The following is a 22,170-nucleotide window of genomic DNA, read 5'->3' on the forward strand; positions in this document are numbered from 1 at the left end:
GCCCACCCCCCTCCCCCTGGGAGCGAGCCGGCCCGGTTCCATCCGCAAGCAAGGAGGACCGATGTCGTCGATCGTGAAGATGATCCTCAGGCGACTGCTGACACTCGTGCCGTTGATGCTCGGGATCGCCCTCTTCGTCTTCGTGATCATGCGGCTCTCGCCGGTCAACTCCGCCGTGGCCGCGCTCGGCGACCAGGCCTCACCCGAGCAGATCGCCGAGTACGAGGCGTCCCGCGGGCTCGACCAGCCCGCTCCGGTCCAGTTCGTCCGCTTCCTCGGCAACGTCGTCCAGGGCGACTTCGGCGAGACGATCGGCATCTCCAAGCCCGTCGCCGGCCTCATCGCCGAGGCCCTGCCCTTGACGATGCAGCTGACCCTCCTCGGGGTCGGACTCGCCCTCGTCATCGCCCTCGCCCTCGGGATCACGGCCGCGCTCTTCCGGGACCGCTGGCCCGACCAGGTCATCCGCGTCCTGTCGATGACCGGAATCTCCGTTCCCAGCTTCTGGCTGGCGCTGCTGATGATCCAGCACCTGTCCCTCGGGCTCGGCTGGTTCCCCAACGCCGGCTACACCAACCCGGCCGAGAGCCTCACCGGCTGGCTGCGGTCGATGGCCATGCCGGCCATGGCGCTCGCCGTGCCGGTCGGGGCGTCGCTCGCCCGGATCGTGCGCACCTCGATGGTCGAGGAGCTCGACAAGGAGTACGTCCGCACCGCGTACGGCGCGGGCCTGCCACCGAGCATCGTCGTCGGGCGCAACGTCCTGCGCAACGCCCTGGTCAACCCCCTCACCGTGCTCGGACTCCGGGTCGGCTACCTGCTCGGCGGCACGATCATCATCGAGGCGATCTTCACGATGCCCGGCATGGGCACCCTCGTCATGCAGGCCGTCGGCACCAACGACACCAACCTCGCGCAGGGCACGATCCTCGTCATCGCCTTCACCTTCGTCGTCGTCAACCTGCTCGTCGACATCCTCTATCTCTTCGCGAACCCGCGGCTGCGGGGAGGCCACTGATGACCATCCGCCCCGAACTGACCGCCACGCTGTCCGACCCGGCGAACCGCAAGGTGGCCAGCCGCGCTGCCCTGCGCCGCCTGCCCCTGCTGTCCCGGATCGCCGCGGCCTTCATCGGCGTGCTCGTCCTCACGGCCATCCTCGCCCCCTGGCTCACGCCGCACGACCCGACCGCGACCGGCCTCGCGTCGGTCAACGTCGGGCCCGGGTCTGACTTCTGGTTCGGCGTCGACCGGTCGGGACGCGACATCTTCTCGCGCCTCGTCGCGGGCACCCGCCGCTCGCTCGTCGTCGGCTTCGGCGCCGCGAGCATCGCCCTCGCGCTCGGCACGCTCCTCGGTGCGCTCGCCGCGACCAGCCGCAAGGCGGTCGACGAGCTGGTCATGCGGCTGCTCGACGTCGTCATGGCGTTCCCGGCCATCGCGCTGTCCGCGGTGCTCATCATCGCCTTCGGCAAGGACAGCCTGCTCGTCCTCATCCTCGCCATCGGCTTCGTCTTCACCCCGCCGATCGCCCGTGTGGTCCGCGCCAACGTGCTCACGCAGTACAGCGAGGACTACGTCGCGGCCGAGCAGGTCATCGGCGCCGGCCGCCTCCACATCCTCGGTCGGCACGTGATCCGCAACTCCGCCGCCCCGGTGATGGTCTTCGCCACCGTCATGGTCGCCGACGCCATCGTCTTCGAGGCCTCGCTGTCTTTCATCGGAGGTGGCCTGCCCGGTCACGTCGCCGAGTCGTCGTGGGGCTCGGTCATCGCCTACGGCAAGGACGTCCTCCTCGCCGGCTCGTGGTGGGCCACCTTCTTCCCCGGGCTGCTCATCCTGCTCACCGTGCTGTCCCTCAACATCCTCTCCGAGGGCATCTCCGACGCGTGGGCCGCGCCGGCGGCCAGACGGGTGAAGCGCAAGGTCACCTCCCCCGACGACGTCGACCGCCTCGAGACCTCCGAACCGGGCACCGGTGAGGTCCTGCCGCTCCCCGGCCTCGCCGAGGCAGGGCAGCGACTGCGTGAGCGGGCCCGCCCGCTGCCGCCGGGTGACCCGACCCTCACGGTCACCGACCTGCGGATCGGCTTCGACGGACGACACGACGGCGTCGACATCGTCGACGGCATCAGCTTCGAGGTGCGCCCCGGCGAGGTGCTCGGCCTCGTCGGCGAGTCCGGCTCGGGCAAGTCGCTCACGGCCCTGGCCGTCATGGGCCTCGAGCCCAAAGGTGCGCGGCTGGGCGGGACGGTCGACTTCAACGGCATCGACCTGCTCCGGTTGTCGCCGGCCCGTCGCCGGGCGCTGATGGGGCGCGAGATCGCGATGATCTACCAGGACGCCCTCTCGGCCCTCAACCCCGCGATGCGGATCCAGGCGCAGCTCGACCAGCTGACGAAGCGCGGCGGCACCCGGACCGCCGACGAGCTGATGGGTCTCGTCAGACTGGACCCCGACCGGACCCTCGGCTCCTATCCCCACGAGCTCTCCGGTGGCCAGCGTCAGCGCGTCGTCATCGCCATGGCCCTGTCGAGAGACCCCAGGCTGATCATCGCCGACGAGCCGACGACCGCCCTCGACGTCACCGTCCAGGCCCAGGTCATGACCCTGCTCCTCGACCTGCAGAAGCGGCTCGGCTTCGCCCTGGTCCTCGTCAGCCACGACCTCGCCCTCGTGAGCGACATCAGCGACCGCGTCGTCGTCATGTACGGCGGCCAGATCGTCGAGGGCGGCGTCACGGCCGAGGTCGTCGCCGCCCCGGCGCACCACTACGCCCGGGGCCTGCTCGGATCGGTGCTCTCCCTCGAGTCGGGGGCCGAACGGCTCACCCAGATCAAGGGCGTCGTCCCCTCGCCGGCGGACTTCCCGGCGGGCTGCCGGTTCTCGGACCGGTGCCCCATGTCCACCGCGGTGTGCCGCACCGAGGCGCCGCCGCTCGTGGGCGAGCCGGGGCACCACGTCGTCGCCTGCCACCATCCCGCCCACGAGCTCCCGGCGGCGACCGGGGCCACCCACGCCACGGAAGGGGCCGTCTCATGAACGGGCCGATCATGCGTCTCGACGACGTGTCGGTGGTCCACCGGATCAAGGGTGCGGGACTCTTCGGCCACGGCAGCGTCCAGGCCCTCAACGGGGCGTCCCTCGAGATCCGCGCCGGGGAGACCGTCGGTGTCGTCGGTGAGTCGGGATGCGGGAAGTCGACGATGGCCAAGGCCATGGTCGGCCTCCAACGTCCCACGTCGGGCTCGATCATCTTCGAGGGCCGGGACATCTGGTCCCTCAAGGACCGGGAGCGCCGCAGCCACCTCGGTCGGGGCGTGGGGATGATCTTCCAGGATCCGGCCGCCTCGCTGAACCGGCGCATGCCGATCAGCCAGGTCGTCCGCGACCCCCTCGACGTCCACGACGTCGGCACGCCCAAGGAGCGCACCGCCCGGGTCCGCGACCTGCTCGACCTCGTGGGCCTGCCCCGCTCGGCGGCGGACGTCCTCCCGAGCCAGCTGTCCGGCGGCCAGCGGCAGCGCGTCTCGATTGCCCGCGCACTCGCGCTGGAGCCTTCCCTCGTCATCGCGGACGAACCGACGAGCGCGCTCGACGTCTCGGTGCGCGCGCAGATCCTCAACCTGCTCCTCGACCTCAAGGAGCGGCTCGGCATCGCGATGGTCTTCGTCTCCCACGACATCCAGACGGTCAAGCGGGTCAGTGACCGGGTCGTGACGATGTACCTGGGCCGGATCGTCGAGGAGACCCCCGCCGACCGGTTGCCGGAACTCGCGGTCCACCCCTACACCCGCGCGCTGTTCTCCGCGACGCCGGGTCTGCTCGACCCGATCGACCCGATCCCGCTCGTCGGGCCGGTTCCGTCCGCGGCGAACCCGCCTTCGGGCTGCCCCTTCCGCACCCGCTGCTGGAAGGCGACCGAGGTCTGCTCCGAGCTGATGCCGGGGCCGATGCTCGCCGCAGAGGGCCACACCTACCGCTGTCACCACCCCGTGCCGGCCGGGATCACGACCGCGGACCTCGCGGCGTCGGCCCGCGCCGCCACCGCCGACCTCGTCAAGGAGCCGTCATGACGACCGCAACACCCTTCCATGGCCTCGTGCCGCCGGTCGTCACCCCGCTGGGCGAGGACCTGACCGTCGACGTCGCCTCGCTCGAGCGCCTCGTGGCCCGGATGATCGACGCGGGCGTCGACGGGCTCTTCGCCCTCGGCAGCAGCGGCGAGACCGTCCTCCTCGACGACGCGCAGCGCGACCTCGCCCTCGAGGTCATCGTCAAGACCGCAGACGGACGGGTGCCGGTCATCGCCGGCGCCATCGAGCCGGGCACGGCCCGGTCGGTCCAGCGCGCCCGCGCCGCCGAGCGGCTCGGCGCCCAGGCGGTGGTGGCCACGGCGCCCTTCTACGTCATCGTCGGCCCGCACGAGATCGAGCGGCACTTCCGCTCCGTCGCGGCCGCCGTCGACGTGCCGTTGTTCGCCTACGACATCCCGGTCTGCGTCCACTCCAAGCTCTCGAACGACCTCGTCCTGCGCCTCGCGCACGACGGTGTCATCGCGGGTGTCAAGGACTCGAGCGGCGACGACGTCGGCTTCCGGCAGCTCCTCGTCCAGGTGGCCGCGGAAGGGCTGTCCGACTTCGCCACCCTGACCGGCCACGAGGTGATGGTCGACTCGATGCTCCTCGCGGGCGCGAGCGGCTCCGTGCCCGGGCTGGCCAACGTCGACCCCGCCGGCTACGCCCGCCTGCACGCGGCGGTCGCGGCCGGCGACGTCGCGGCGGCCCGTGCCGAGCAGGAGCGCCTCATCCAGCTGTTCCGGATCGTCGACGCAGCCGACCCGGCCACCTCTGCCGGCATGACCCGTGGCGCGGGCTCGTTCAAGACGGCGCTACACGTCCTGGGCGTCATCGACAGCAACGCGATCTCGCTGCCGCTGCGCGCCCTCGACGATGCCGAGTCGGGCCGGGTGCGCGAGGTCCTCGAGTCGGTGGGACTGCTCTGACCCATGGCTCAGACCGTCGTCGCCCTCGACATCGGCGGCACCAAGACTGCCGCCGCACTCGTCACCGCGGAGGGTGCCGTCACCGACGTGACGACGGCGCCCACACCGGGTGACCAGGGGCCGGAGGCCATCGTCCGGGTCGCCTCCGGCCTCGCAGCCGACCTCCTCGTGACCGCGACCGCCCGCGGTCACGAGGTGGTCGGTCTCGGTGTCGGCAGCGCCGGGGTCATCGACACCGCGACCGGCCGCGTCGTCTCCGCCACGGAGGTCCTGCGCGACTGGGCGGGCACGGAGGTCAGGGACGCACTGAGCGAGCTCAGCGGCATCCGGCACGTCGTGGTCGACAACGACGTCCACGCCCACGCCCTGGGCGAGACCTGGCTCGGCGCCGCGTCCGGTGCCTCGAGCGCCTTCTTCGTCGCGGTCGGCACCGGCATCGGTGCGTCCGTCGTCATCGACGGGACCGTGTGGCACGGCCGCCGCGACGTCGCCGGGCACTTCGGACACGTCGCAGTGCCCCACGCCGGCGGAATGCCCTGTGTCTGCGGGGGATCTGGCCACCTCGAGGCCGTCGCGGCTGGGCCGGCCATGGTCTGGTCGTACAACCGGCGGGCCCGCGCCGACCTCACGTCGCTCGCCGACGTCGCCCGCCGCGCCGACGCCGGCGACCGCCTCGCCGTGATGACCATCGACATCGGCGCGCGGGCGCTCGGCAGCGCCATCGGCGGGGCCGCCAACCTGCTCGACCCGGAGGTCGTGGTCATCGGCGGAGGCGTCCCCGGCATCGGCGCCCGCTGGTGGGAGCCGATGGAGGAAGCCGTGCGGGCCGAGCTGCTGCCCCCGCTCGCGGAGCTGCCGGTGCTCCCGGCCCGGCTCGGCTCGGCTGCCGCCCTCGTCGGCGCCGCCCGGCTCGTCTGGAAGGGACTCGCGTGAACCCCATCGATCGGATCAGAGGCGGACTCGTCGTGTCCGTCCAGGCCTACCCCGGGGAGCCCATGCGGCACCCGGACACCATGCGCAGGGTCGCCGAGTCCGCCGTCCGCGGCGGAGCGGCCGGCATCCGGGCCCAGGGGATCGACGACCTGCGCGCCATGCGCCCGGTCATCGACCTGCCCCTCATGGGCCTCTGGAAGGACGGCGACAGCGGCGTCTTCATCACCCCGACCGTGATCCATGCCGTCGAGGTCGCCCGGACGGGCTGCGAGATCGTCGCCGTCGACGGGACGCGGCGTCCGCGCCCGGACGGGTCGTCGCTCGCCGAGACGGTCGCGGCCGTGCACCGCGAGGGAGCCCTGCTCATGGCTGACTGCGCGACGCTGGCCGACGGGGTGGCCGCCGCCGAGGTGGGTGCCGACCTCATCGGCACCACGCTCTCCGGCTACACCCCGGACAGTCCCAGGACGCCCGGCCCGGACCTCGACCTCGTCGCCGCTCTCGTGCGTGAGCTCGGCCTCCCGGTCGTCGCCGAGGGCCGGATCCACACGCCGGACCAGGCCGGGGCCGCGCTGGACGCGGGAGCCCATGCCGTCGTCGTCGGGACCGCCATCACCCACCCGGCGACGATCACGTCCTGGTTCGTCGACGCGACCCGCGTCCGCCCGTGAGCCGGCTGCTGCCTCCGGAGGCGCTGCACCCCCAGGTGCGGGCGCTCCCCGACACCACCGCGCCGATCGACCCGGCTCGGCTCGACGAGCAGCGGCGCGCCGTCGCCCTGAACACACCGGTGGAGGCGGGGGAGGGTGTGCCCGTCCGGTACGTCGAGGACGTCGATGCCGAGGGGGTGCCCTGCCGGCTCTACCGACCCGCCGACGGCCGGCTGCCGGTCGTCGTCTACGTCCACGGCGGCGGCTGGGTCGACGGAGGGCTCGCCTCGCACGACCCGCTGTGCCGCCTCCTCGCTGCGCGGTCCGGGGCCGCCGTGCTGTCCGTGGACTACCGCCTCGCGCCCGAGCACCCCTGTCCGGCGGCCTCGGACGACGTCGACCGTGCCATCCACTGGCTGCGTTCCCCGGCGGCCGAGCTCCGGTCCCTCGATGCGAGCCGCCTTGCGCTGAGCGGAGACTCGTCCGGCGGGCACCTGGCGGCGGTCGCTTCGCGGCGCTGCCGGGACCGGGGCGTCCCGGTGCGGGCCCAGGCGCTCTTCTACCCCGTGGTCGACCCCACCGGCGCGACGTGGGGCGACACCGTGTTCCCCGGGCTCAAGGCCCCGAACCTCAGGTGGTGCTGGGACGTCTTCGCCCCGCCCGGCGTCGACCGGAGCAGCCCGGATGTGTCACCCGCGCTGGGCGACCTGAGCGGCTTGCCCCCGACCCTGGTCGTCACCGCCGAGCACGACATCCTCACGGTCGAGGCGGAGGCCTATGCCGCCGCCCTGGCCGAGGCCGGCGTCAGCTCGGTCACCGTCCGGGTGCAGGGGCTGGTGCACGGCTTCGTCCGCCGGCTCGCCCGTTTCGACGCGGCCGCCGCCGCAGTGGACCTCGCTGCGGGCCACCTGGCACGCCACCTCGGCGACTGACCCCAGCTGGTGGTCAGCCCTGCTCGGACTGCTGCGCCTTCTTCGCCTTCTTGTACTCACGCACCTTGACCCGCGAGTCGTCGTCGACGACGTCCGCGATCGACCGGTGCCCCGGCTTCCCGTAGTCCCCGGTCGCCTCCTCCCAGCCGGGCGGCGTGACGCCGAACTGCTTGGCGAGGAGCGCGGCGAAGATCCGCGCCTTCTGGTCGCCGAAGCCGGGGAGGCCGGCGATGCGCCGGACGAGCTCGCTGCCGGAGTCGACGCCGGTCCAGAGGCTGGCGGCGTCGCCGTCCCACTCGTCGACGACCGCCTGGCAGAGCTGCTGGGCCCGCGCCGCCATCGAGCCGGGGAAGCGGTGCAGCGCCGGTGGGGTCCGGAAGTGCTCGAGCAGGGTGTCGGGGGGCAGCGCCGCGATCGTCTCCGCGTCGAGGTGGTCGGTCCCCATCCGCTGGGCGAGGACGCTCGGGGAGGTGAACGCCTTCTCCATGGTGATCTGCTGGTCGAGCAGCATCCCGAGCAGGAGGGCGAGGGGGTCGCGCTCCAGGAGGGTGTTGCCTTCGTCGGTCGTCGCCAGGTGCAGGGCCATCCCTCCATCTTGTCGTATGCCGCTGAGCTGGCTCCCCGACGTCCGCCCGGTCCGACTCCTCCCGTCCGCCCGGTCCGACTCCCCGACGTCCGCGCGGTCCGCCTCCTCCCGTCCGCCCAGACCGCAACACACCCGCCTACCGAGTGGTGGCCCCGGCTGCACCCGGGGTGGCCGGGCGGTAAGCGGGTGTGTTGCCGAGGAGGTGCGGGTCAGGTGTCGACCCAGGTGCTGGGGCCGGGCGTGACCCTGGCCGCCCCGGACGTGAGGGAGGCAGCCGTCCCGGCCAGCGACTCGACGTCGTCCGGGGCGACGGCGACCTGCAGCCGCACCCCCGTCGCGAGGTACTCGACCTCGGTCACCACCATGCCGGAGCGGCCGCGCAGGGCGTGCTCGACGCGGGGACCATCCGCGTGGCCCACCTCGATCGCCACGGTGCGGCGTCGCTCGCGGACCACGAGGGGCGCGGCGTCGAGGGCGGCTCCCACGGCATCGCCGTACGCGCGGATCAGCCCCCCGGTGCCGAGCAGCACCCCACCGAACCACCGGGTCACCACCGCGACGACGTCAGTGACCCCTCGGCCCCGCAGCACTTCGAGCATCGGCGCGCCGGCGGTGCCCGACGGCTCGCCGTCGTCGTTGCTGCGCTGTGTCGCACCATCAGGCCCGAGGACGAACGCGGTGCAGTGGTGCCGGGCCTCGCGGCTGCCCGCGCGCACCGCCTCGATGACCTCGCGGGCCGCAGCCTCCGTCTCGACGCGCCGCAGGTCGCAGACGAACCGCGACCGACGCACCTCGATCTCGGCACTCGACCGACCGGCGATGGTCACGTAGGAGCGGGGCGAGCTCAGCGGCATACCCTTTCCATCGGGCGACGACGGGACGCCACGAGTATGCCGGTGGCCACGAGAGGACACGAATGGACGCGCACCCGGTGCACGGGCCCGTGCACGGACCGGTCGACCCTGACGTCACCCCGGACGACGTGGAGACGAGCGCGGTCGACCATGCACTCGTTCGGGACCGCCTGGACGTCCTGGGCGTCATCGCGCTGGGTGGGGCGCTCGGCGCGGCGGCACGCTACCTCGCGGGAGAGGCGTGGCCCCACCCGCCCGGGGCTGTCCCGTGGGCGACACTGGGGATCAACGTGACCGGATCCTTCCTGTTGGGCCTGCTCATGTTCTACGTGAGCGACGTGTGGCCGCCGCGACGCTATGTCCGGCCGTTCCTCGGCGTCGGCGTGCTGGGCGGGTTCACGACCTTCTCCGCCTACGCCCTCGAGACGCGGGCGCTGCTGGCCGGGGGGCACCTCGGCGCCGCCCTCGCGTACCTGGTGGGGACGCTCGTGCTGGCGCTCGGTGCCGTGGTCGCGGGGGCGGTCGTCGGGCGCGTGGTCGCCCGGCCGGGAAGGGTGGGCTCGTGACGCTCCTGCTCGTGATGCTCGGCGGGGCCGTCGGGGCGCCGCTGCGCTACGTCACCGACCTGGCCGTGCAGCGGTGGCACGGAGCCCGGTTCCCCTGGGGGACCCTCGCGGTCAACGTGCTCGGCTCGCTGCTCCTCGGCGCGGTCCTCGGCCTGGCAGCGTCCGGGTCGGTGTCGCCTGAGGTCCTCGCCCTCGCGGGGACGGGGCTCTGCGGGGCCCTGACCACGTACTCGACCTTCGGCTTCGAGACGGTCCGGCTCGTCGAGGAGGGTGCCTTCGTGGCCGCCGTCGGCAGCGTGCTGCTGAGCATCGGCTGCGGGCTCGCGGCCGGCTCGGTCGGCTGGGTGATCGGCCAGGGACTGCTGGCTCACGCAGCGTGAGACCCCGCTGGACTGGCCGGTTGGGTCAGCGGCTGTAGCGGTCGAGCACGATGTCGACGAGCGGGGCCGGCGCGGGCGCTCCCGGCAGGAGCAGGGGCGGGGTGACGACGTCGGCCCCGCTGCGGGTCGCGAGGTCGGCGAAGAAGCCGGGCGCCAACAGGTAGGTCGCGACGACGACCCGGCCGCCCTCCTCACGCGCCCGGCTGACCGCTGCGTCGAGGCGCGGCTGCGCCGCCGAGAGGTATGCCGCTGGGCTCGGTCTCCCGATGAGCTGGCCGAGCGCGTCGGAGAGCTCACGACAGTCCTCGACGGCGCGGGGGTCGGAGCTGCCGGCCGCGGCGAGGATGACGGTGTCGTCGTCCCGGAGTCCGGCGTCGTGGAGACGGTCCGCGAGGAGCCGGGCGAGCCGAGGGTCAGGTCCGAGCGCGCCGGCCAAGGTGGCCGCGGGGTGGGCAGCGACGGCCTCGGAGAGGTCGACGTAGACGTGGTAGCCGGCCGAGAGCAGGAGCGGCACGACCCGGGCCGGGGTCCCGTGCAGGCTGTCGAGCACCGCGGTGACCGCGGGCTCCTCGACGTCGACGAAGGCTGCGCGGACGTCGAGGTCGGGTAGGCGGGCGGCCACGGCGGAGACGAGCCCGGCGACGGCCGCCTGCCCCTCGGGCGAGCTCGTGCCGTGGGAGCAGGCGATGAGGGTCGGGCGCACGGACCCACTCTCGCACGCGATCCCACCCCACATCGAAAGAGCATTTCCTCCCTGTTGCACGCCCGGGTTCCATGGCGACGCGGTGAGCCGTAACGGGGAACTGCCCTACCGGAAAACTGGGGGTGACACCGGCTGCCTACCGTGGTCCGCAGGGCGGCGTGACGCCGGGCGTGACACGGATGCCGACTCTGGGCTTGCGCTGCATCCATCGGCCGAGGAGGCCCTCCGCCGCGTTGCCGAGACGCGCGAGGGGGTACTTCGCCGACATCGCCCGTTGGATCTCTCTGACGCCTTCCGGGTCGCGCACGAGCTGGGCCGTCCCGTGCCACACAGCGGCGCCCGCTGGGACACGGCCCCGCACGTCGCACGGCCGCAGCTCGACCCGACTCGTGTGGCCGAGGCGTCTGAGCTTGCCCACCCCCTCCACCGAGATGAGGACGACAGCGGCACCGTTTCGGGCCACCCACATCGGCGTGGCGACCGGGTCGCCAGACCGGCGGAACGTCGTCAAGGACACATAGCGGTGTGCGGCGACCTCGTCGAGGCGCCCGGTGAGGTCGTGGTCCACCTCCTCAACCTACGGTGCCGGTCCGCGCCGTGTGCGGATGCGTGGGCTCCGACGGATCGGCGGCTCACTGACCCGGTGCCCTTGTCGCTGGGTCCCCGCCACTAGGACACTGACCCGTTGGGCGGGTCAGTGTCCTAGTGCGCGACCCGCCAAGGCGTCTCCGTCGGCGCCCGTCAGACGCCGCATGTGCGGGCGCGGGGCTGGGTCCGCACGGCCTCAGGCGGCGGGCGCGCCGGTCGGGGACTCGCGGGAGGTGATGCGGTAGAGCGCCCATTCTCCGGGGATGCCCTTGAGCGTGGTGCTGCCCCAGGGCTCATAGCTCAGGGTCGAGCCGAGGACGAGGGTGCGGACGGTGTCGGTGAAGAGGATCTCGGACGTCTGGGCGAGTGCACTCACGCGCGCGGCCACGTGCATGGCGATCCCGACGAGGTCGTCGTCCTGACGTAGCACCTCACCGGAGTGGACGCCGGCTCGCACCGCCAATCCCATGGCGTCGGCGTCGTGGACGACCTCGTAGGCACAGCGCAGCGCGGCCGACGGGATCGGGAACGACGCGAGGAACCCGTCGCCCATCGTCTTGATCTCCGTCCCGCCGAAGCGCGCGAGGGAGCGCCGGATGGCGTCGAAGTGGGCGTCGCGCGCATAACCGAAGCTCGCATCGCCGGTGCGGGCGGCAGCCTCGGTCGACCCCACGACGTCGGTGATGAGGATCGTGGCGACCTCGCGGTGGCCGCTGTGGTTGGGGCGGTAGGTCCCGAGGAACTGCTCGATCTCGGCTGCGACGTCGTGGAAGGGCAACAGCGTCGTCATCGGCCGCTGGCCGCGAATGAGCCGCAGGGTCGCGTTGGGCAGCTGGTCGGCCAGCCACTGCATGCTCTCCAGCGTCGCCAGTCGTTGCAGCTCGACGTCGTGGAGCAGCAGGACGGGGGCGGTGATGCTCTCCAGGTGCGGCCGCAGGTCGAGGTCGGCGGTCATCTGAAGGAGGCGGGCCGCAGCCCGCGGTGTGGCTGACATGCTCTCGAGCCTCTTGAGCCACGAGAGGTGTCGTGGTGAGGCCGCGAAGTCGGGGGCGACGAGCTTGACCGCCATGCCGCGGCCCCATCCTCCGGACCGGATCGCGGCGAGCGCCATCCGCAGCATCCGCGGGTCCGGTCCGAACGGGTAGCCCCGATCCCGATGGCCCACGGCGAGGGACTCTCCGGCGATCACCGCAGCGACCCGGTCCGGATGCAGTGCCGCTGCGAGAAGGCTGAGAGACCCGGCGTCGAGCCACCCCATGACGACGGCAGTCCGGCTCTGGCACGCGTCCATCACCGCGACGAGGTCGTCGCACCACTGCTTCGGTGAGACGGCTGACAGGTCGCGGTCGGACAGCCCGGTCCCGCGCTTGTCGAAGATGATGACCCGGCCGAGCTCGGTCAGGTGCTCGAGAAACTCGACGTTCTCGGGGAGCTCCCAGTAGAGGTCGAGGTGTGACATGAAGCCCATCGACAGCACGATGTCGCGCGGACCCTCGCCGAGCACCCGGTAGGCGATGTCGGCACCGTTGGACTGCGCGTACAACGTCTCTGGAATCATCCGTCCCCTTCGTCCCGGCAACAGTATCGACCGAGAGGCCCCGCTCCGGGGTCGTAGGGTGGCCCCGAGGAGGCGGAACATGACGGAGACCTTGGCGGCTGCGCTCGAGCGGGAGCACCGCGAGATCGACGAGGGACTCGAGACCTACCGGGCTTCGCGCCTGGCGGGGGAGCCGGACTCCGCTGCCCTCGTCCGGGCCATCGACGGCTTGAGGCGGCACATCTACCTGGAGGAGGCGCTGTTCTTCCCGCCGCTCCGCAGTGCCGGGCTCGTGGGGCCGGTGCTCGTCATGCTGCGTGAGCACGGCGAGATGTGGCCCCTCCTGGACGGGCTGGAGACTGAGGTCGGTCGCGACCCTGGCGGAGACACCGCGGCTGGTCTGCTCGATGACCTCGTGCCCCGGCTCGCGGCCCACAACGTCAAGGAGGAACGGATCCTGTATCCGCAGGCCGACGGGGTGCTCGACGGCGAACCGGCCGAGCAGCTGCGTGTCTTCATGACGACCGGGCGGATGCCGCCGGGCTGGGTCTGCGAGATGGCGCGCCCACAACCTGATTGACTGGCCGCCCATTCCCCTTGAGTGCCACGATTACTGGGAGAACTCATGATCGACTTCACCAACGGCTCGGTCTTCAAGCTGAGCCCGGCCAACCCGCAGGAGATCGGGCCGCAGGTAGCCGAGCTACTTGTCCCCGACGAGCAGATCGTCGCCTCTTTCAAGGCCGTAAGGGACTTCGTCGTGTTCACGAACAGACGGCTGATGGCGGTCAATGTCCAAGGAATCACCGGCAAGAAGCGCGACTTCACGTCGCTGCCGTACAACAAGATCCAAGCATTCTCCGTGGAGACGGCCGGAACGTTTGACCTCGATGCCGAGCTGGACCTGTGGTTCAGCGGGATGGGTAAGGTCCGGCTCGAGTTCAAGGGGCAGGTCGATGTCCGAGCGCTTGGAAAGATGATTGCGGGCTACGTCCTGTAGCAGTTACTTCGTCCCTCAATACGGCCGTCAGCTCCACGCAGGTCCGGCGGTCAGAGGAGGCCGGCGCGGTCGGCGAGGACGGCGGCCTGCGCGCGGTTGTCGACCCCGAGCTTGGCGAAGGCGCTGCCGAGGTGCGTCTTCACGGTCGTCTCGCTGACGAACAGCTCGCGCGCCAGCTCGGCGTTCGACAGTCCGCGCGCCAGCCCGGCGAGGACGTCCCGCTCACGCTCGGTCAGGGTCCCCACCAGTCGCGCGGCATCGAGGCGCTGCGCCGACCCGGCGTCGTCTCGGAGCCTCGTGAACAGCTGGGCCGCGGTCTTCGGAGAGACCGCCCCCAGCCCGGCAGCCACGTTGCGGATGCCACTGCGGATCTCCTCTGGCGAGGCGGTCTTGAGCAGGAACCCGTCGGCGCCGGCCTCGATCGCCCGTTCGGCGACATCGTCCTGGTCCCACACGGTGAACATGAGGATCTTCGGGGCCTGCGGTCGGGCCTTGACCGAGCGGATCGCCTCCAGGCCCCCGATGCGCGCCATCCGCACGTCGAGCACGATGACGTCGGGATGGTGTGCCTGCACGCCGCCGAGCACCTCGTCGCCGTCGCTCACCTCCGCGACGATCTCGATGTCCTTGGCCACGCTGAGGAGGTTGCGCACCCCCATTCGCACGATCGGGTCGTCGTCCACCAGCATCACCCGGATCGGGCGCGGTGGGGTGCCCACGTTCTCGTCGCCAGCAGCCTCAGCAACCCCAGTGCCCGTGTCAGACATCAGGCTTCCCTCCTGTCTGCACCGTCGACGAGCGTCCATGGCAGCCGGACCGACACCCTGAACACCGCCTCCGCATCCGCCCCCCACTGCATGTCCCCGCCGTAGTGCTCCACCCGCTCGCGGATGCCGACCAGACCAGTCCCGGGCCGAACCTCTCCATCGTGCGTCGGCGGCCATCTCGGTGGCGGGAGGTGGTTCGCGGTCCCGATGACGAGCTCGCCCTCGGCAGGCCCACCGGTCATGGTCAGTCGCACCGGCACGGTCGCCGCGTGCTTGCGGGCGTTGGTGAGCAGCTCCTGGACGATCCGGTACGCGGCCTGCGCCACCGGTGGGTCCATCGCCTCGCCGTCCTCGACATAGACGGTCGCGACGAGGGGCATGCCGGCGGTCACGGAGTCGTCGATGAGGGCGCGCAGGTCCCGGAGCGTCTTCGTCGGCGCGGCCACGTCCGCATCACCGGGGTTGCGCAGGATGTTGAGCAGCGAGTGCAGCTCCGAGACCGACTTGGCCGCGGTCTCGCGCACCACCTGCGCCGACTCCTTGAGCTGCGCCGCGGTGCGCCACTCCACGGCGTCAGCACCCTCGGGCCGCTCCACGAGCTCGTCCCCAGCGGCCTCAGCCATCGCCTCGAGCGCGCCGGCGTGAACGGACAGGATCGACAGGTTGTGCCCCAGTCCGTCGTGGATCTCCCGCGCCAGGCGCTCGCGCTCGGTCTGACGCGAGACCTGGTCGGTCAACGTCGTCACCATCTGACGCTCCGACGCCGCGACGTCCTCCGCGGTGTGCAGGTCAGCTCGGGTGCGCAGCCACAGCCCCAACCCGACGAAACCTCCCACTGCCGCGACGGTCAGCAGAACCGGGACCCACCAGCTGTGTGGCGCCCCCTCCTGGCCGAGGAAGATGGCCCAGAAGGACATGCTTCGGGGCTCGACGTCGATGTCACGCCACGTCGCGACCGCCGTCACGAGCACCACCAGGGGCGCGAGCTGGTAGGTCCGCGCCCAGGGCCGCAGCCGGATCACCGTCATCAGCCCGATGAGGGCCAAGGTCGGCCCGAGGTGCGCGAGGAGCGACGCGGCACTGCCGACGAGGGTCAACGCCACCGGCCACCGGTCGCGCCAGACGACGGTCACGGCGAGAGCCATGCCGAGGACGGAGATCGTGCCCCCCAGGCCCGTCAGCGGCGCCGAAGGGTCGCTGCCGAGCCCCAACGCGATCCGCCGCTGGAGGTCGAAGGCGCTGATGGTGAACGCAGCGTCGACGACCACCAAGGTGGCGAGGCCGAGGGTCCGCCCGCGACGCCCCAACCCGAGCCGACGCAAGAGGTCAGGTCGGGCTGGCGGCGGGCTGAGCGGCATACGACACAAGGTAGGACACCCCGCCGACACGCGGCCTCCACCCTTCGGGCGGACCCGCCCCACCTGGGGTCCTCCTTTCGGTCACCCGAGTCGGTCCGCCCGGCCGAGGCGGCGACACCCCCCGTGGCGCGACAGTCGTCCCGCAACGCACACCACGAACGAAGGAGTCGCCATGACGACGAACTGGCAGCCGCCGACCATCCCCGCCCCGCCGGCGCCGGAGCCGCCCAGCCGGAGCTGGTTCGCCCGGCACAAGATCCTCACCGCGATCCTCGCGTTCGTCGCGGTCATGGTGCTCGCCCAGGCGGTCAACGGCGGCGACGACCCCGCCCCTGCCGTCGTCACCAAGCCTGCAGCCTCCGCCAGTCCCGACGCACCGCCGGAAGAGTCAGAGCAGCCCGCCGCCACCGAGGAGCCGGCCCAGCCGGAGGAGCCGGCTCGAACCGCCAAGCTGGGGAGCGCCGTGCGGGACGGGCAGTTCGAGTTCACCGTCACCAAGGTGCAGGCCGGCGTCGCGAAGGTCGGCAGCGACATGTTCGGCGAGAAGGCGCAGGGGCAGTTCGTCCTGGTCCACGTCACCGTCGAGAACATCGGCGACGAGGCCCAGTACTTCAGCGACTCGAACCAGAAGGTCCAGGACGCCAAGGGACGGGAGTTCTCGGCCGACACCGGCGCCGCCCTCTACGTGGACGACAACGACGTGTTCCTCAACGAGATCAACCCCGGCAACACCGTCAAGGGCGTCCTCGTCTACGACATGCCCAAGAACACCAGGCCCGCGTCCATCGAGCTGCACGACTCCGCCTTCTCGGGGGGCGTGACCGTCCGCCTCGGCTGAGTCGCGCACGCTCCGGCCGGATGCCGCTGAGCTGGCTCGGCCGCCCCTGGTGAGGGGAGTGGGCGGCCGGGCCTCAACCTGATGGACTCAGCCGGCCCGTCACCTCCCGGCTCTCGGTCCCGATGACCTGGATGCGTCGCCTCAAGCCGACGCATCCAGGTCAAGAGGACCGACCCCGAGGCGCATCCAGGTGAGGTCGACGCATCCAGGTCGATGCGAAGCACGGTGAAGGAGCAACGCCGGCGGGTGGGGGACTCTGGCCGTCCTGGACGGTGACCGCTGGGTCACGGGGACCCCGTGAACCGGCCCAGCGGCATCCACGTGACTGCACGTGGAAGACCAAGAGCCCCGGGACGCGCTAGCGTCACAGGGTGACTGACGACAGCCTTGACCTCGAGCGGGCAACCGAAGCCGAGCCCACCGACGACGAGCCGACCGTCGACGAACCGACGTTCGCCGACCTCGGCCTCGACGAGCGGATCCTCAAGGCGACCCGGGACCTCGGTTATGAGCACCCCTCGCCGATCCAGGCCGCCACCATCCCGGCCATGCTCGAGGGCCGCGACGTCGTCGGGCTCGCCCAGACCGGAACCGGCAAGACGGCCGCCTTCGCGCTGCCCATCCTCGCCCGGCTCGACCTCAAGCAGAAGACGCCGCAGGCGCTCGTGCTCGCCCCGACCCGCGAGCTGGCCCTGCAGGTCTGTGAGGCCTTCGAGCGGTATGCCGCCAACCTCCGCGGAGTGCACGTGCTTCCCGTCTACGGCGGGCAGGGCTACGGCGTCCAGCTCAGTGCGCTGCGCCGCGGCGTCCACGTCGTCGTCGGCACGCCCGGTCGGATCATGGACCACCTCGAGAAGGGGACCCTCGACCTGAGCGAGCTGCGGTTCCTCGTGCTCGACGAGGCCGACGAGATGCTGAAGATGGGCTTCGCCGAGGACGTCGAGACGATCCTGGCCGACACCCCGGCCGACAAGCAGGTCGCGCTCTTCTCGGCGACGATGCCCGCCCAGATCCGGCGCATCTCCAAGCAGCATCTCACCGATCCGGTCGAGATCACCGTCAAGGCGAAGACGACGACCGCGCCGAACATCACGCAGCGCTACCTCATCGTCAGCTACCCGCAGAAGGTCGACGCGCTGACCCGGATCCTCGAGGTCGAGAACTTCGAGGGGATGATCGTCTTCGTCCGGACGAAGAACGAGACCGAGACCCTTGCCGAGAAGCTGCGTGCCCGCGGCTTCTCCGCCGCCGCCATCAACGGCGACATCGTGCAGGCCCAACGCGAGCGCACCGTCGACCAGCTGCGGTCCGGCAAGCTCGACATCCTCGTTGCCACCGACGTCGCCGCCCGCGGTCTCGACGTCGAGCGGATCAGCCATGTCGTCAACTTCGACATCCCGACCGACACCGAGTCCTACGTCCACCGCATCGGCCGCACGGGCCGAGCAGGCCGCAGCGGCGACGCCATCTCGTTCGTCACCCCGCGCGAGCGGCACCTGCTCAAGGCCATCGAGAAGGCCACCCGGCAGGGCCTCACCGAGATGCGCCCGCCGACCGTCGAGGACATCAACGAGGTGCGACTCGGCCGGTTCGACGACGCGATCACCGCGGCGCTGCAGAACGAGCAGCTCGACCTCTTCCGGCAGGTCGTCTCGCACTACGTCGCCGAGTACGACGTGCCCGAGGCCGACGTCGCCGCGGCGCTCGCCATCGTCCAGCAGCGCGGGGAGCCGATGCTTCTCGATCCCGAACCGGAGCCGGCCCCCCGGCGCGGTCGCGACCGCGACGACCGCCCCGACCGGGGAGACCGCCCTGTTCGATCCGACCGATCCGATCGATCCGACCGCCCCGACCGGGGTCCGCAGCGGGACCGCCCCGACCGTGGCCCGCGTCGAGGCAGCGCCTCCTTCGCGACCTACCGGATCGCGGTCGGCAAACGGCACCGCGTCCTGCCGCGGCAGATCGTCGGCGCCCTCGCCAACGAGGGAGGCCTCGGTCGCGAGGACTTCGGGAAGATCGACATCCGCGGCGACTTCTCCCTCGTCGAGCTCCCCCAGGAGCTGCCGGCGAGCACGTGGCAGCGGCTTCGGGACACCCGGATCTCGGGCCAGCTCATCGAGCTGGCCCGGGACGACAAGTCCTCGGGGCCGCGCGCAGCATCCGGCCGGGCGACCCGGCCGACGAGCTAGCCCGAGCCCGAGCGCGCGCGACCGGGGGAGCGAGCCCAGCGGCATACGGCAGCGATCCCTGGGTCCGGACACGCGGAAGCCCCGGTGGCGGGCAGTGCCACGCCACCGGGGCCTTTCACGACTACAGCGTTCGGGCTACCTCACCTGCTCAGGGCAGCGTGCGGTCGTACGTGTCGCCGTAGTAGGTGCCGAGCCGGTGGCGGTACTCCGGGTTGTCCAGATCTGCATCCGTCAGCTCCGGGGAGTCCTTGATCTGGTCCTTGGTCCGGTCCACATGGACCTTCTCGTCGTTCCAGTCGACCCGGTCGATGGTCCCTGCTGGAAGCATGACCTTCCGACCGACGATCCACGGGCCGGTGTCGACGACGACGAAGCTGCTGTCGACGTCGAGGGTGGTCCGGTCGATCTTGCCGATGTGGCCGTCGACGGCCTCCACGGAGAAGCCCGTCAGGTCCTTCCCGCGGGTCGTCACCTCAGCGCTCTCCCGATAGTTCCAGGCATCCCAGGCGCGGGTGGCCATGGCTTTCTCCTCTCGTTCGAGTGTTGCGTGCACCTCCCCCTACCCACCCCTTGCGGGGCGGCAAAGCGACGCGAGGTCCCTCACGAGGCCGGCCGGGATGCCGGCGCGAGCTGTTCCAGCAGGTCGAGGCCGACGGAGAGCGAGTGGTCCGGCTCCGCGGTTGGGGAGACGACGTCCGGGTTGAAGTTCGGGTCGACGAAGACCTCGGTGACGCCCTGCTCGGCAAGCCGGTCAAGATCGCCGCGAACCTGGCTCAACGACCCGGTGAGCAGGCGCCGCCCCCCTCGGCCGCCGACCTCCCGGTCGAGCCGGACAACGCCGCGCACGACGAATCGCAACGCATCTGGGTCGCGGTCGGCCCGGGCGGCTGCCTCGCGCACGGTCGCGATGTCCTCGCCGACCCGGCGCAGGTCCTGCCGGCTCGCCGTGATCCAGCCGTCGGCGAGACGGCCGACGCGTCGGAGAGCCGCAGGCACCGAGCCTCCCATGAGCAGGGGCGGGTGCGGTCGCTGCACCGGCTTCGGCTGGACGATGGCCTCCTCGAGGTGCACGTGCCTGCCCTCGAAGTGGACGGGGTCGGGCCCCCAGATGGCGCGGAGGGCCTGGACCGTCTCGACGGTGCGCGCGACCCGCTCGCTGAGCGGTACACCAACAGCGTCGAACTCCTCTGCGGCCCAGCCCAACCCGAGCCCCACGTCAAGGCGGCCGTCGCTGAGCACGTCGAGGGTGGTCAGCTGCTTCGCCAGGACGAGGGGTGGGGCGAACGGTGCGTTCAGCACGGCGACTCCCAGGCGCACCCGCTGGGTCAGGGCTGCCGCGTGGGCGAGCACGACGATCGGGTCGTGGACCGAGACGTAGGTCGCTCCCCAGTCGGCGTGGGTCGGGTGGAGCAACCGCTGGAAGGTCCACAGTGACGCGTAGCCCAGCTCCTCCGCGCGCCGCGCCACGAGGCGGATCGACTCGGTCGACGACCACGCGCCGGAGACGGGGAGGGCAAATCCAAGGTCCATGTCGTCCATCTTCCCGGTTGGCGCGCCCTTCTCGTAAGCTCCGGGCGACCCGTTGCCCGTCCTTCAGGGCCGCTCGTTGAAGCGCTGCGCCGCCTTGCGGCCCCAAGTGGCGAGGGTGGTGACGAGGGTGGAGTCGAGGTGACGCTCCCCCTCACGGCCCTCGATCGTCTCTGACCTGCCGCTGCCCTCGTCGAGGCCGGGCACGATGCGGTTGGACAGGCCCATGACCCGGGTCGTCGTCCCGGGCAGGAGGCCGTGCACGCGGACCCCGATGTGGGTGAGCGGGGACAGCATGACCATTGACACCGGTGCCCTGCAGCGCGGCGGCCAGCCCGTCGGAGAAGCCCACGGCCCCGAACTTGGCTGTGGCGTAGGGAAGCAGGTGCGGCGGAGAGACCATCCCGCCGATGGAGGTCACGGTGCCGATGTGCCCCCGCCCGCGGCGGCGGAGGTGCCCGCGTCGGGCGAGCTGCTTGACGATGAGGAGGCCGAGACCGCGGGAGCCGCCGACGACGAGTGCGACAGGTGGGGAGGTCATGTGGTGCGCCTCGCCAGCGGGGTGGGTGCTCCAACGCTCGGTCCGGTCCTGCGTGTGGTGGCCCCGGGTCAGCGGGCGACGAGGTAGCCCTCGGGGTCGAGCGTCACGGGGATCGGGTCGCTGATCTCGAGGCCCGGGCCCTCGTCGGAGGTGTCGAGGTGGAAGCCGAGGATGGCCGAGGTGCCGTCGCGCAGCGTGACGACCGGGGCCGCATAGAGCAGGGGGTCGGCGGTGAACGGCCGGGCGCGGCTCACGTCGAAGGGTCCGGTGAGCGAGTCGGCCGGGACCGACCACGTGCTGCAGCCCTCGGCGGTGGCCCGGCGCTCCGGCGTCACCTCGGCCTCATGGCAGGAGAAGGTCAGGACCGGCCGCCCGTCGACCAGCACGCTGCGGATCACCTCGAGCTGCCCGAAGCCGGCGCCGGGACGGCTGAGGGGCGGGCGCACCTCCCACTCGTCGAGGTCGGCGCTCCACGCGTGTCCGACGACGCCGTCGTCCTGAGGGGCCCCGTCGAGGGCCCGGGCGGTGATGAGCAGGTGCCAGCCGTTGCCGTCCCGGTCACGCAGGACGAACGGGTCTCGCCACGTCTCGCTGCTCTTCTCCGGGTCGGGCCCCGTGGTGGGGCCGGGGTGGCTGGCCAGCGTCTTGTACCACCGGGGGTCCACCGCGGCGACGGGTTGGTTGCTCCCGCGGCGCCAGCGGCCCAGGTCGTCGGACAGGGCCATCCCGATGCGTTGGTCGTAGGTGTGGTGGCCGCGGCGGGACAGCGCGGAGTAGAAGAGCCGCCACTGGGTCCCGTCGTGGACCACCGACCCGGTCCAGATCGCCAAGTCGTCGAAGCCCATGTCCGACGGCGCGAAGACCTCCCCGTGGTAGTCCCACGTGAGCAGGTCGGTGGAGCTCGCATGAGCGATCCGAGCAGCCGTATGCCGCTGGGTTGCGTCCCCGAGGGAGCGTGGCGCCTCGAGGAAGAACAGGTGGTAGCGCTTTCCGTCGTCGGCGATCCAGGAGTCCCACACCCACTTGTCCTCGAGCGTCAGCATGGTCCGAGTCTTTCCGAGTGGCTGCTGGTTGGCAAAGGGTGCCGCGTGTCGCGCGCCCATGGCGTCCCCGAACGACGCGACGTCGACCCCCGGGAAGTAACGGGACGGGCGGACGGTTCCTCCCCATGACACTCCGGCCGTTCTCGTGGCGGCCGCCACCGAAAGGGACCCCT

At 71.7% G+C, this 22,170-nt stretch carries 24 protein-coding genes and 1 pseudogene; 13 read left to right on the forward strand and 12 right to left on the reverse strand.

What is annotated here, in order from left to right; genetic code table 11:
* The first annotated feature begins 61 nt into the window (after positions 1-61).
* Genes INTCA_RS04770 through INTCA_RS04800 form a run of 7 tightly spaced genes read left to right on the forward strand, consistent with a single transcriptional unit; the run spans position 62 to position 7,520 of the window.
* A complete protein-coding gene (locus INTCA_RS04770; protein WP_013491790.1) occupies positions 62-1,018 on the forward strand; it encodes an ABC transporter permease in 957 nt (318 codons plus the stop codon).
* A complete protein-coding gene (locus INTCA_RS20240; RefSeq protein WP_013491791.1) occupies positions 1,018-3,042 on the forward strand; it encodes a dipeptide/oligopeptide/nickel ABC transporter permease/ATP-binding protein in 2,025 nt (674 codons plus the stop codon). The genes INTCA_RS04770 and INTCA_RS20240 overlap by 1 nt, the downstream gene beginning before the upstream one ends.
* Entirely contained in the window at positions 3,039-4,076 is a 1,038-nt protein-coding gene (locus INTCA_RS04780; RefSeq protein ID WP_013491792.1) for an ABC transporter ATP-binding protein, read from the forward strand. Before INTCA_RS20240 ends, INTCA_RS04780 begins: the two co-directional genes overlap by 4 nt.
* Positions 4,073-5,005, forward strand: a complete 933-nt coding sequence (locus tag INTCA_RS04785) for a dihydrodipicolinate synthase family protein (protein WP_013491793.1) — start codon at positions 4,073-4,075, stop codon at positions 5,003-5,005. Before INTCA_RS04780 ends, INTCA_RS04785 begins: the two co-directional genes overlap by 4 nt.
* 3 nt (positions 5,006-5,008) lie before the next feature.
* Positions 5,009-5,938 (forward strand): ROK family protein, encoded by a 930-nt coding sequence (locus INTCA_RS04790; protein ID WP_013491794.1) that lies wholly within the window; start codon positions 5,009-5,011, stop codon positions 5,936-5,938.
* Positions 5,935-6,609: an N-acetylmannosamine-6-phosphate 2-epimerase gene (locus tag INTCA_RS04795; protein ID WP_013491795.1), complete on the forward strand. Its 675-nt coding sequence runs from the start codon at positions 5,935-5,937 to the stop codon at positions 6,607-6,609. The genes INTCA_RS04790 and INTCA_RS04795 overlap by 4 nt, the downstream gene beginning before the upstream one ends.
* Positions 6,606-7,520, forward strand: coding sequence for an alpha/beta hydrolase (locus INTCA_RS04800; protein WP_013491796.1), 915 nt, complete (start codon positions 6,606-6,608; stop codon positions 7,518-7,520). Before INTCA_RS04795 ends, INTCA_RS04800 begins: the two co-directional genes overlap by 4 nt.
* Before the next feature lie 13 nt (positions 7,521-7,533).
* On the opposite strand, the gene INTCA_RS04805 is transcribed toward INTCA_RS04800, so the two are convergent.
* Positions 7,534-8,106: an HhH-GPD-type base excision DNA repair protein gene (locus INTCA_RS04805; protein ID WP_013491797.1), complete on the reverse strand. Its 573-nt coding sequence runs from the start codon at positions 8,104-8,106 to the stop codon at positions 7,534-7,536.
* A gap of 209 nt (positions 8,107-8,315) precedes the next feature.
* The gene (locus tag INTCA_RS04810) at positions 8,316-8,960 is read right to left on the reverse strand and encodes an IMPACT family protein (protein WP_013491798.1); all 645 of its coding nucleotides are present in this window, start codon (positions 8,958-8,960) and stop codon (positions 8,316-8,318) included.
* Between the two features lie 62 nt (positions 8,961-9,022).
* Here INTCA_RS04810 and crcB (INTCA_RS04815) point away from each other — a divergent pair, with 62 nt between their 5' ends.
* Both crcB (INTCA_RS04815) and crcB (INTCA_RS04820) read left to right on the forward strand, forming a co-directional pair.
* A complete protein-coding gene (gene crcB, locus INTCA_RS04815; RefSeq protein ID WP_013491799.1) occupies positions 9,023-9,526 on the forward strand; it encodes a fluoride efflux transporter CrcB in 504 nt (167 codons plus the stop codon).
* Positions 9,523-9,906 carry a fluoride efflux transporter CrcB gene (gene crcB / locus INTCA_RS04820; RefSeq protein WP_013491800.1) on the forward strand — a complete coding sequence of 128 codons (384 nt, stop codon included), beginning with the start codon at positions 9,523-9,525 and terminating at the stop codon, positions 9,904-9,906. The genes crcB (INTCA_RS04815) and crcB (INTCA_RS04820) overlap by 4 nt, the downstream gene beginning before the upstream one ends.
* 25 nt (positions 9,907-9,931) lie before the next feature.
* Here crcB (INTCA_RS04820) and INTCA_RS04825 read toward each other — a convergent pair whose 3' ends face one another.
* The 3 genes from INTCA_RS04825 to INTCA_RS04835 all read right to left on the reverse strand — a co-directional run bounded on the left by INTCA_RS04825 (position 9,932) and on the right by INTCA_RS04835 (position 12,755).
* The gene (locus INTCA_RS04825; protein ID WP_013491801.1) at positions 9,932-10,642 is read right to left on the reverse strand and encodes a sirohydrochlorin chelatase; all 711 of its coding nucleotides are present in this window, start codon (positions 10,640-10,642) and stop codon (positions 9,932-9,934) included.
* A 103-nt stretch (positions 10,643-10,745) separates the two neighbouring features.
* Positions 10,746-11,177 carry a PPOX class F420-dependent oxidoreductase gene (locus tag INTCA_RS04830; protein ID WP_013491802.1) on the reverse strand — a complete coding sequence of 144 codons (432 nt, stop codon included), beginning with the start codon at positions 11,175-11,177 and terminating at the stop codon, positions 10,746-10,748.
* Positions 11,178-11,393: 216 nt separating this feature from the next.
* A complete protein-coding gene (locus INTCA_RS04835) occupies positions 11,394-12,755 on the reverse strand; it encodes an adenylate/guanylate cyclase domain-containing protein (protein WP_013491803.1) in 1,362 nt (453 codons plus the stop codon).
* A 79-nt stretch (positions 12,756-12,834) separates the two neighbouring features.
* Here INTCA_RS04835 and INTCA_RS04840 point away from each other — a divergent pair, with 79 nt between their 5' ends.
* Both INTCA_RS04840 and INTCA_RS04845 read left to right on the forward strand, forming a co-directional pair.
* On the forward strand, positions 12,835-13,314 hold the full coding sequence (locus tag INTCA_RS04840; RefSeq protein WP_013491804.1) for a hemerythrin domain-containing protein: 480 nt from the start codon (positions 12,835-12,837) through the stop codon (positions 13,312-13,314).
* A 45-nt stretch (positions 13,315-13,359) separates the two neighbouring features.
* Entirely contained in the window at positions 13,360-13,734 is a 375-nt protein-coding gene (locus INTCA_RS04845) for a PH domain-containing protein (RefSeq protein ID WP_013491805.1), read from the forward strand.
* 50 nt (positions 13,735-13,784) lie between these two features.
* Here INTCA_RS04845 and INTCA_RS04850 read toward each other — a convergent pair whose 3' ends face one another.
* Positions 13,785-14,501, reverse strand: a complete 717-nt coding sequence (locus tag INTCA_RS04850; RefSeq protein ID WP_013491806.1) for a response regulator — start codon at positions 14,499-14,501, stop codon at positions 13,785-13,787.
* The gene (locus INTCA_RS04855; RefSeq protein ID WP_083807860.1) at positions 14,501-15,859 is read right to left on the reverse strand and encodes a sensor histidine kinase; all 1,359 of its coding nucleotides are present in this window, start codon (positions 15,857-15,859) and stop codon (positions 14,501-14,503) included. The genes INTCA_RS04850 and INTCA_RS04855 overlap by 1 nt, the downstream gene beginning before the upstream one ends.
* A 172-nt stretch (positions 15,860-16,031) precedes the next feature.
* On the opposite strand from INTCA_RS04855, the gene INTCA_RS04860 reads away from it, so the two are divergent.
* On the forward strand, positions 16,032-16,697 hold the full coding sequence (locus INTCA_RS04860; RefSeq protein ID WP_013491808.1) for a DUF4352 domain-containing protein: 666 nt from the start codon (positions 16,032-16,034) through the stop codon (positions 16,695-16,697).
* Positions 16,698-17,068: 371 nt separating this feature from the next.
* Positions 17,069-18,886 (forward strand): DEAD/DEAH box helicase, encoded by a 1,818-nt coding sequence (locus INTCA_RS04865; RefSeq protein WP_013491809.1) that lies wholly within the window; start codon positions 17,069-17,071, stop codon positions 18,884-18,886.
* A 148-nt stretch (positions 18,887-19,034) separates the two neighbouring features.
* On the opposite strand, the gene INTCA_RS04870 is transcribed toward INTCA_RS04865, so the two are convergent.
* From INTCA_RS04870 to INTCA_RS04890, 5 genes and pseudogenes are all read right to left on the reverse strand, one after another.
* Positions 19,035-19,406 carry a hypothetical protein gene (locus tag INTCA_RS04870; protein ID WP_013491810.1) on the reverse strand — a complete coding sequence of 124 codons (372 nt, stop codon included), beginning with the start codon at positions 19,404-19,406 and terminating at the stop codon, positions 19,035-19,037.
* 80 nt (positions 19,407-19,486) lie between these two features.
* A complete protein-coding gene (locus tag INTCA_RS04875) occupies positions 19,487-20,416 on the reverse strand; it encodes a TIGR03619 family F420-dependent LLM class oxidoreductase (RefSeq protein ID WP_013491811.1) in 930 nt (309 codons plus the stop codon).
* 63 nt (positions 20,417-20,479) lie between these two features.
* Positions 20,480-20,722: a hypothetical protein gene (locus INTCA_RS20245; RefSeq protein ID WP_234424066.1), complete on the reverse strand. Its 243-nt coding sequence runs from the start codon at positions 20,720-20,722 to the stop codon at positions 20,480-20,482.
* 43 nt (positions 20,723-20,765) lie between these two features.
* Positions 20,766-20,954: pseudogene (locus INTCA_RS20555) on the reverse strand (hypothetical protein); the annotation flags it as partial.
* Positions 20,955-21,022: 68 nt separating this feature from the next.
* Positions 21,023-21,997 carry a glycoside hydrolase family protein gene (locus INTCA_RS04890; RefSeq protein WP_041308414.1) on the reverse strand — a complete coding sequence of 325 codons (975 nt, stop codon included), beginning with the start codon at positions 21,995-21,997 and terminating at the stop codon, positions 21,023-21,025.
* Positions 21,998-22,170 lie beyond the last annotated feature (173 nt).

This window comes from Intrasporangium calvum DSM 43043 (assembly GCF_000184685.1).
Classification (GTDB): Bacteria; Actinomycetota; Actinomycetes; order Actinomycetales; family Dermatophilaceae; genus Intrasporangium; species Intrasporangium calvum.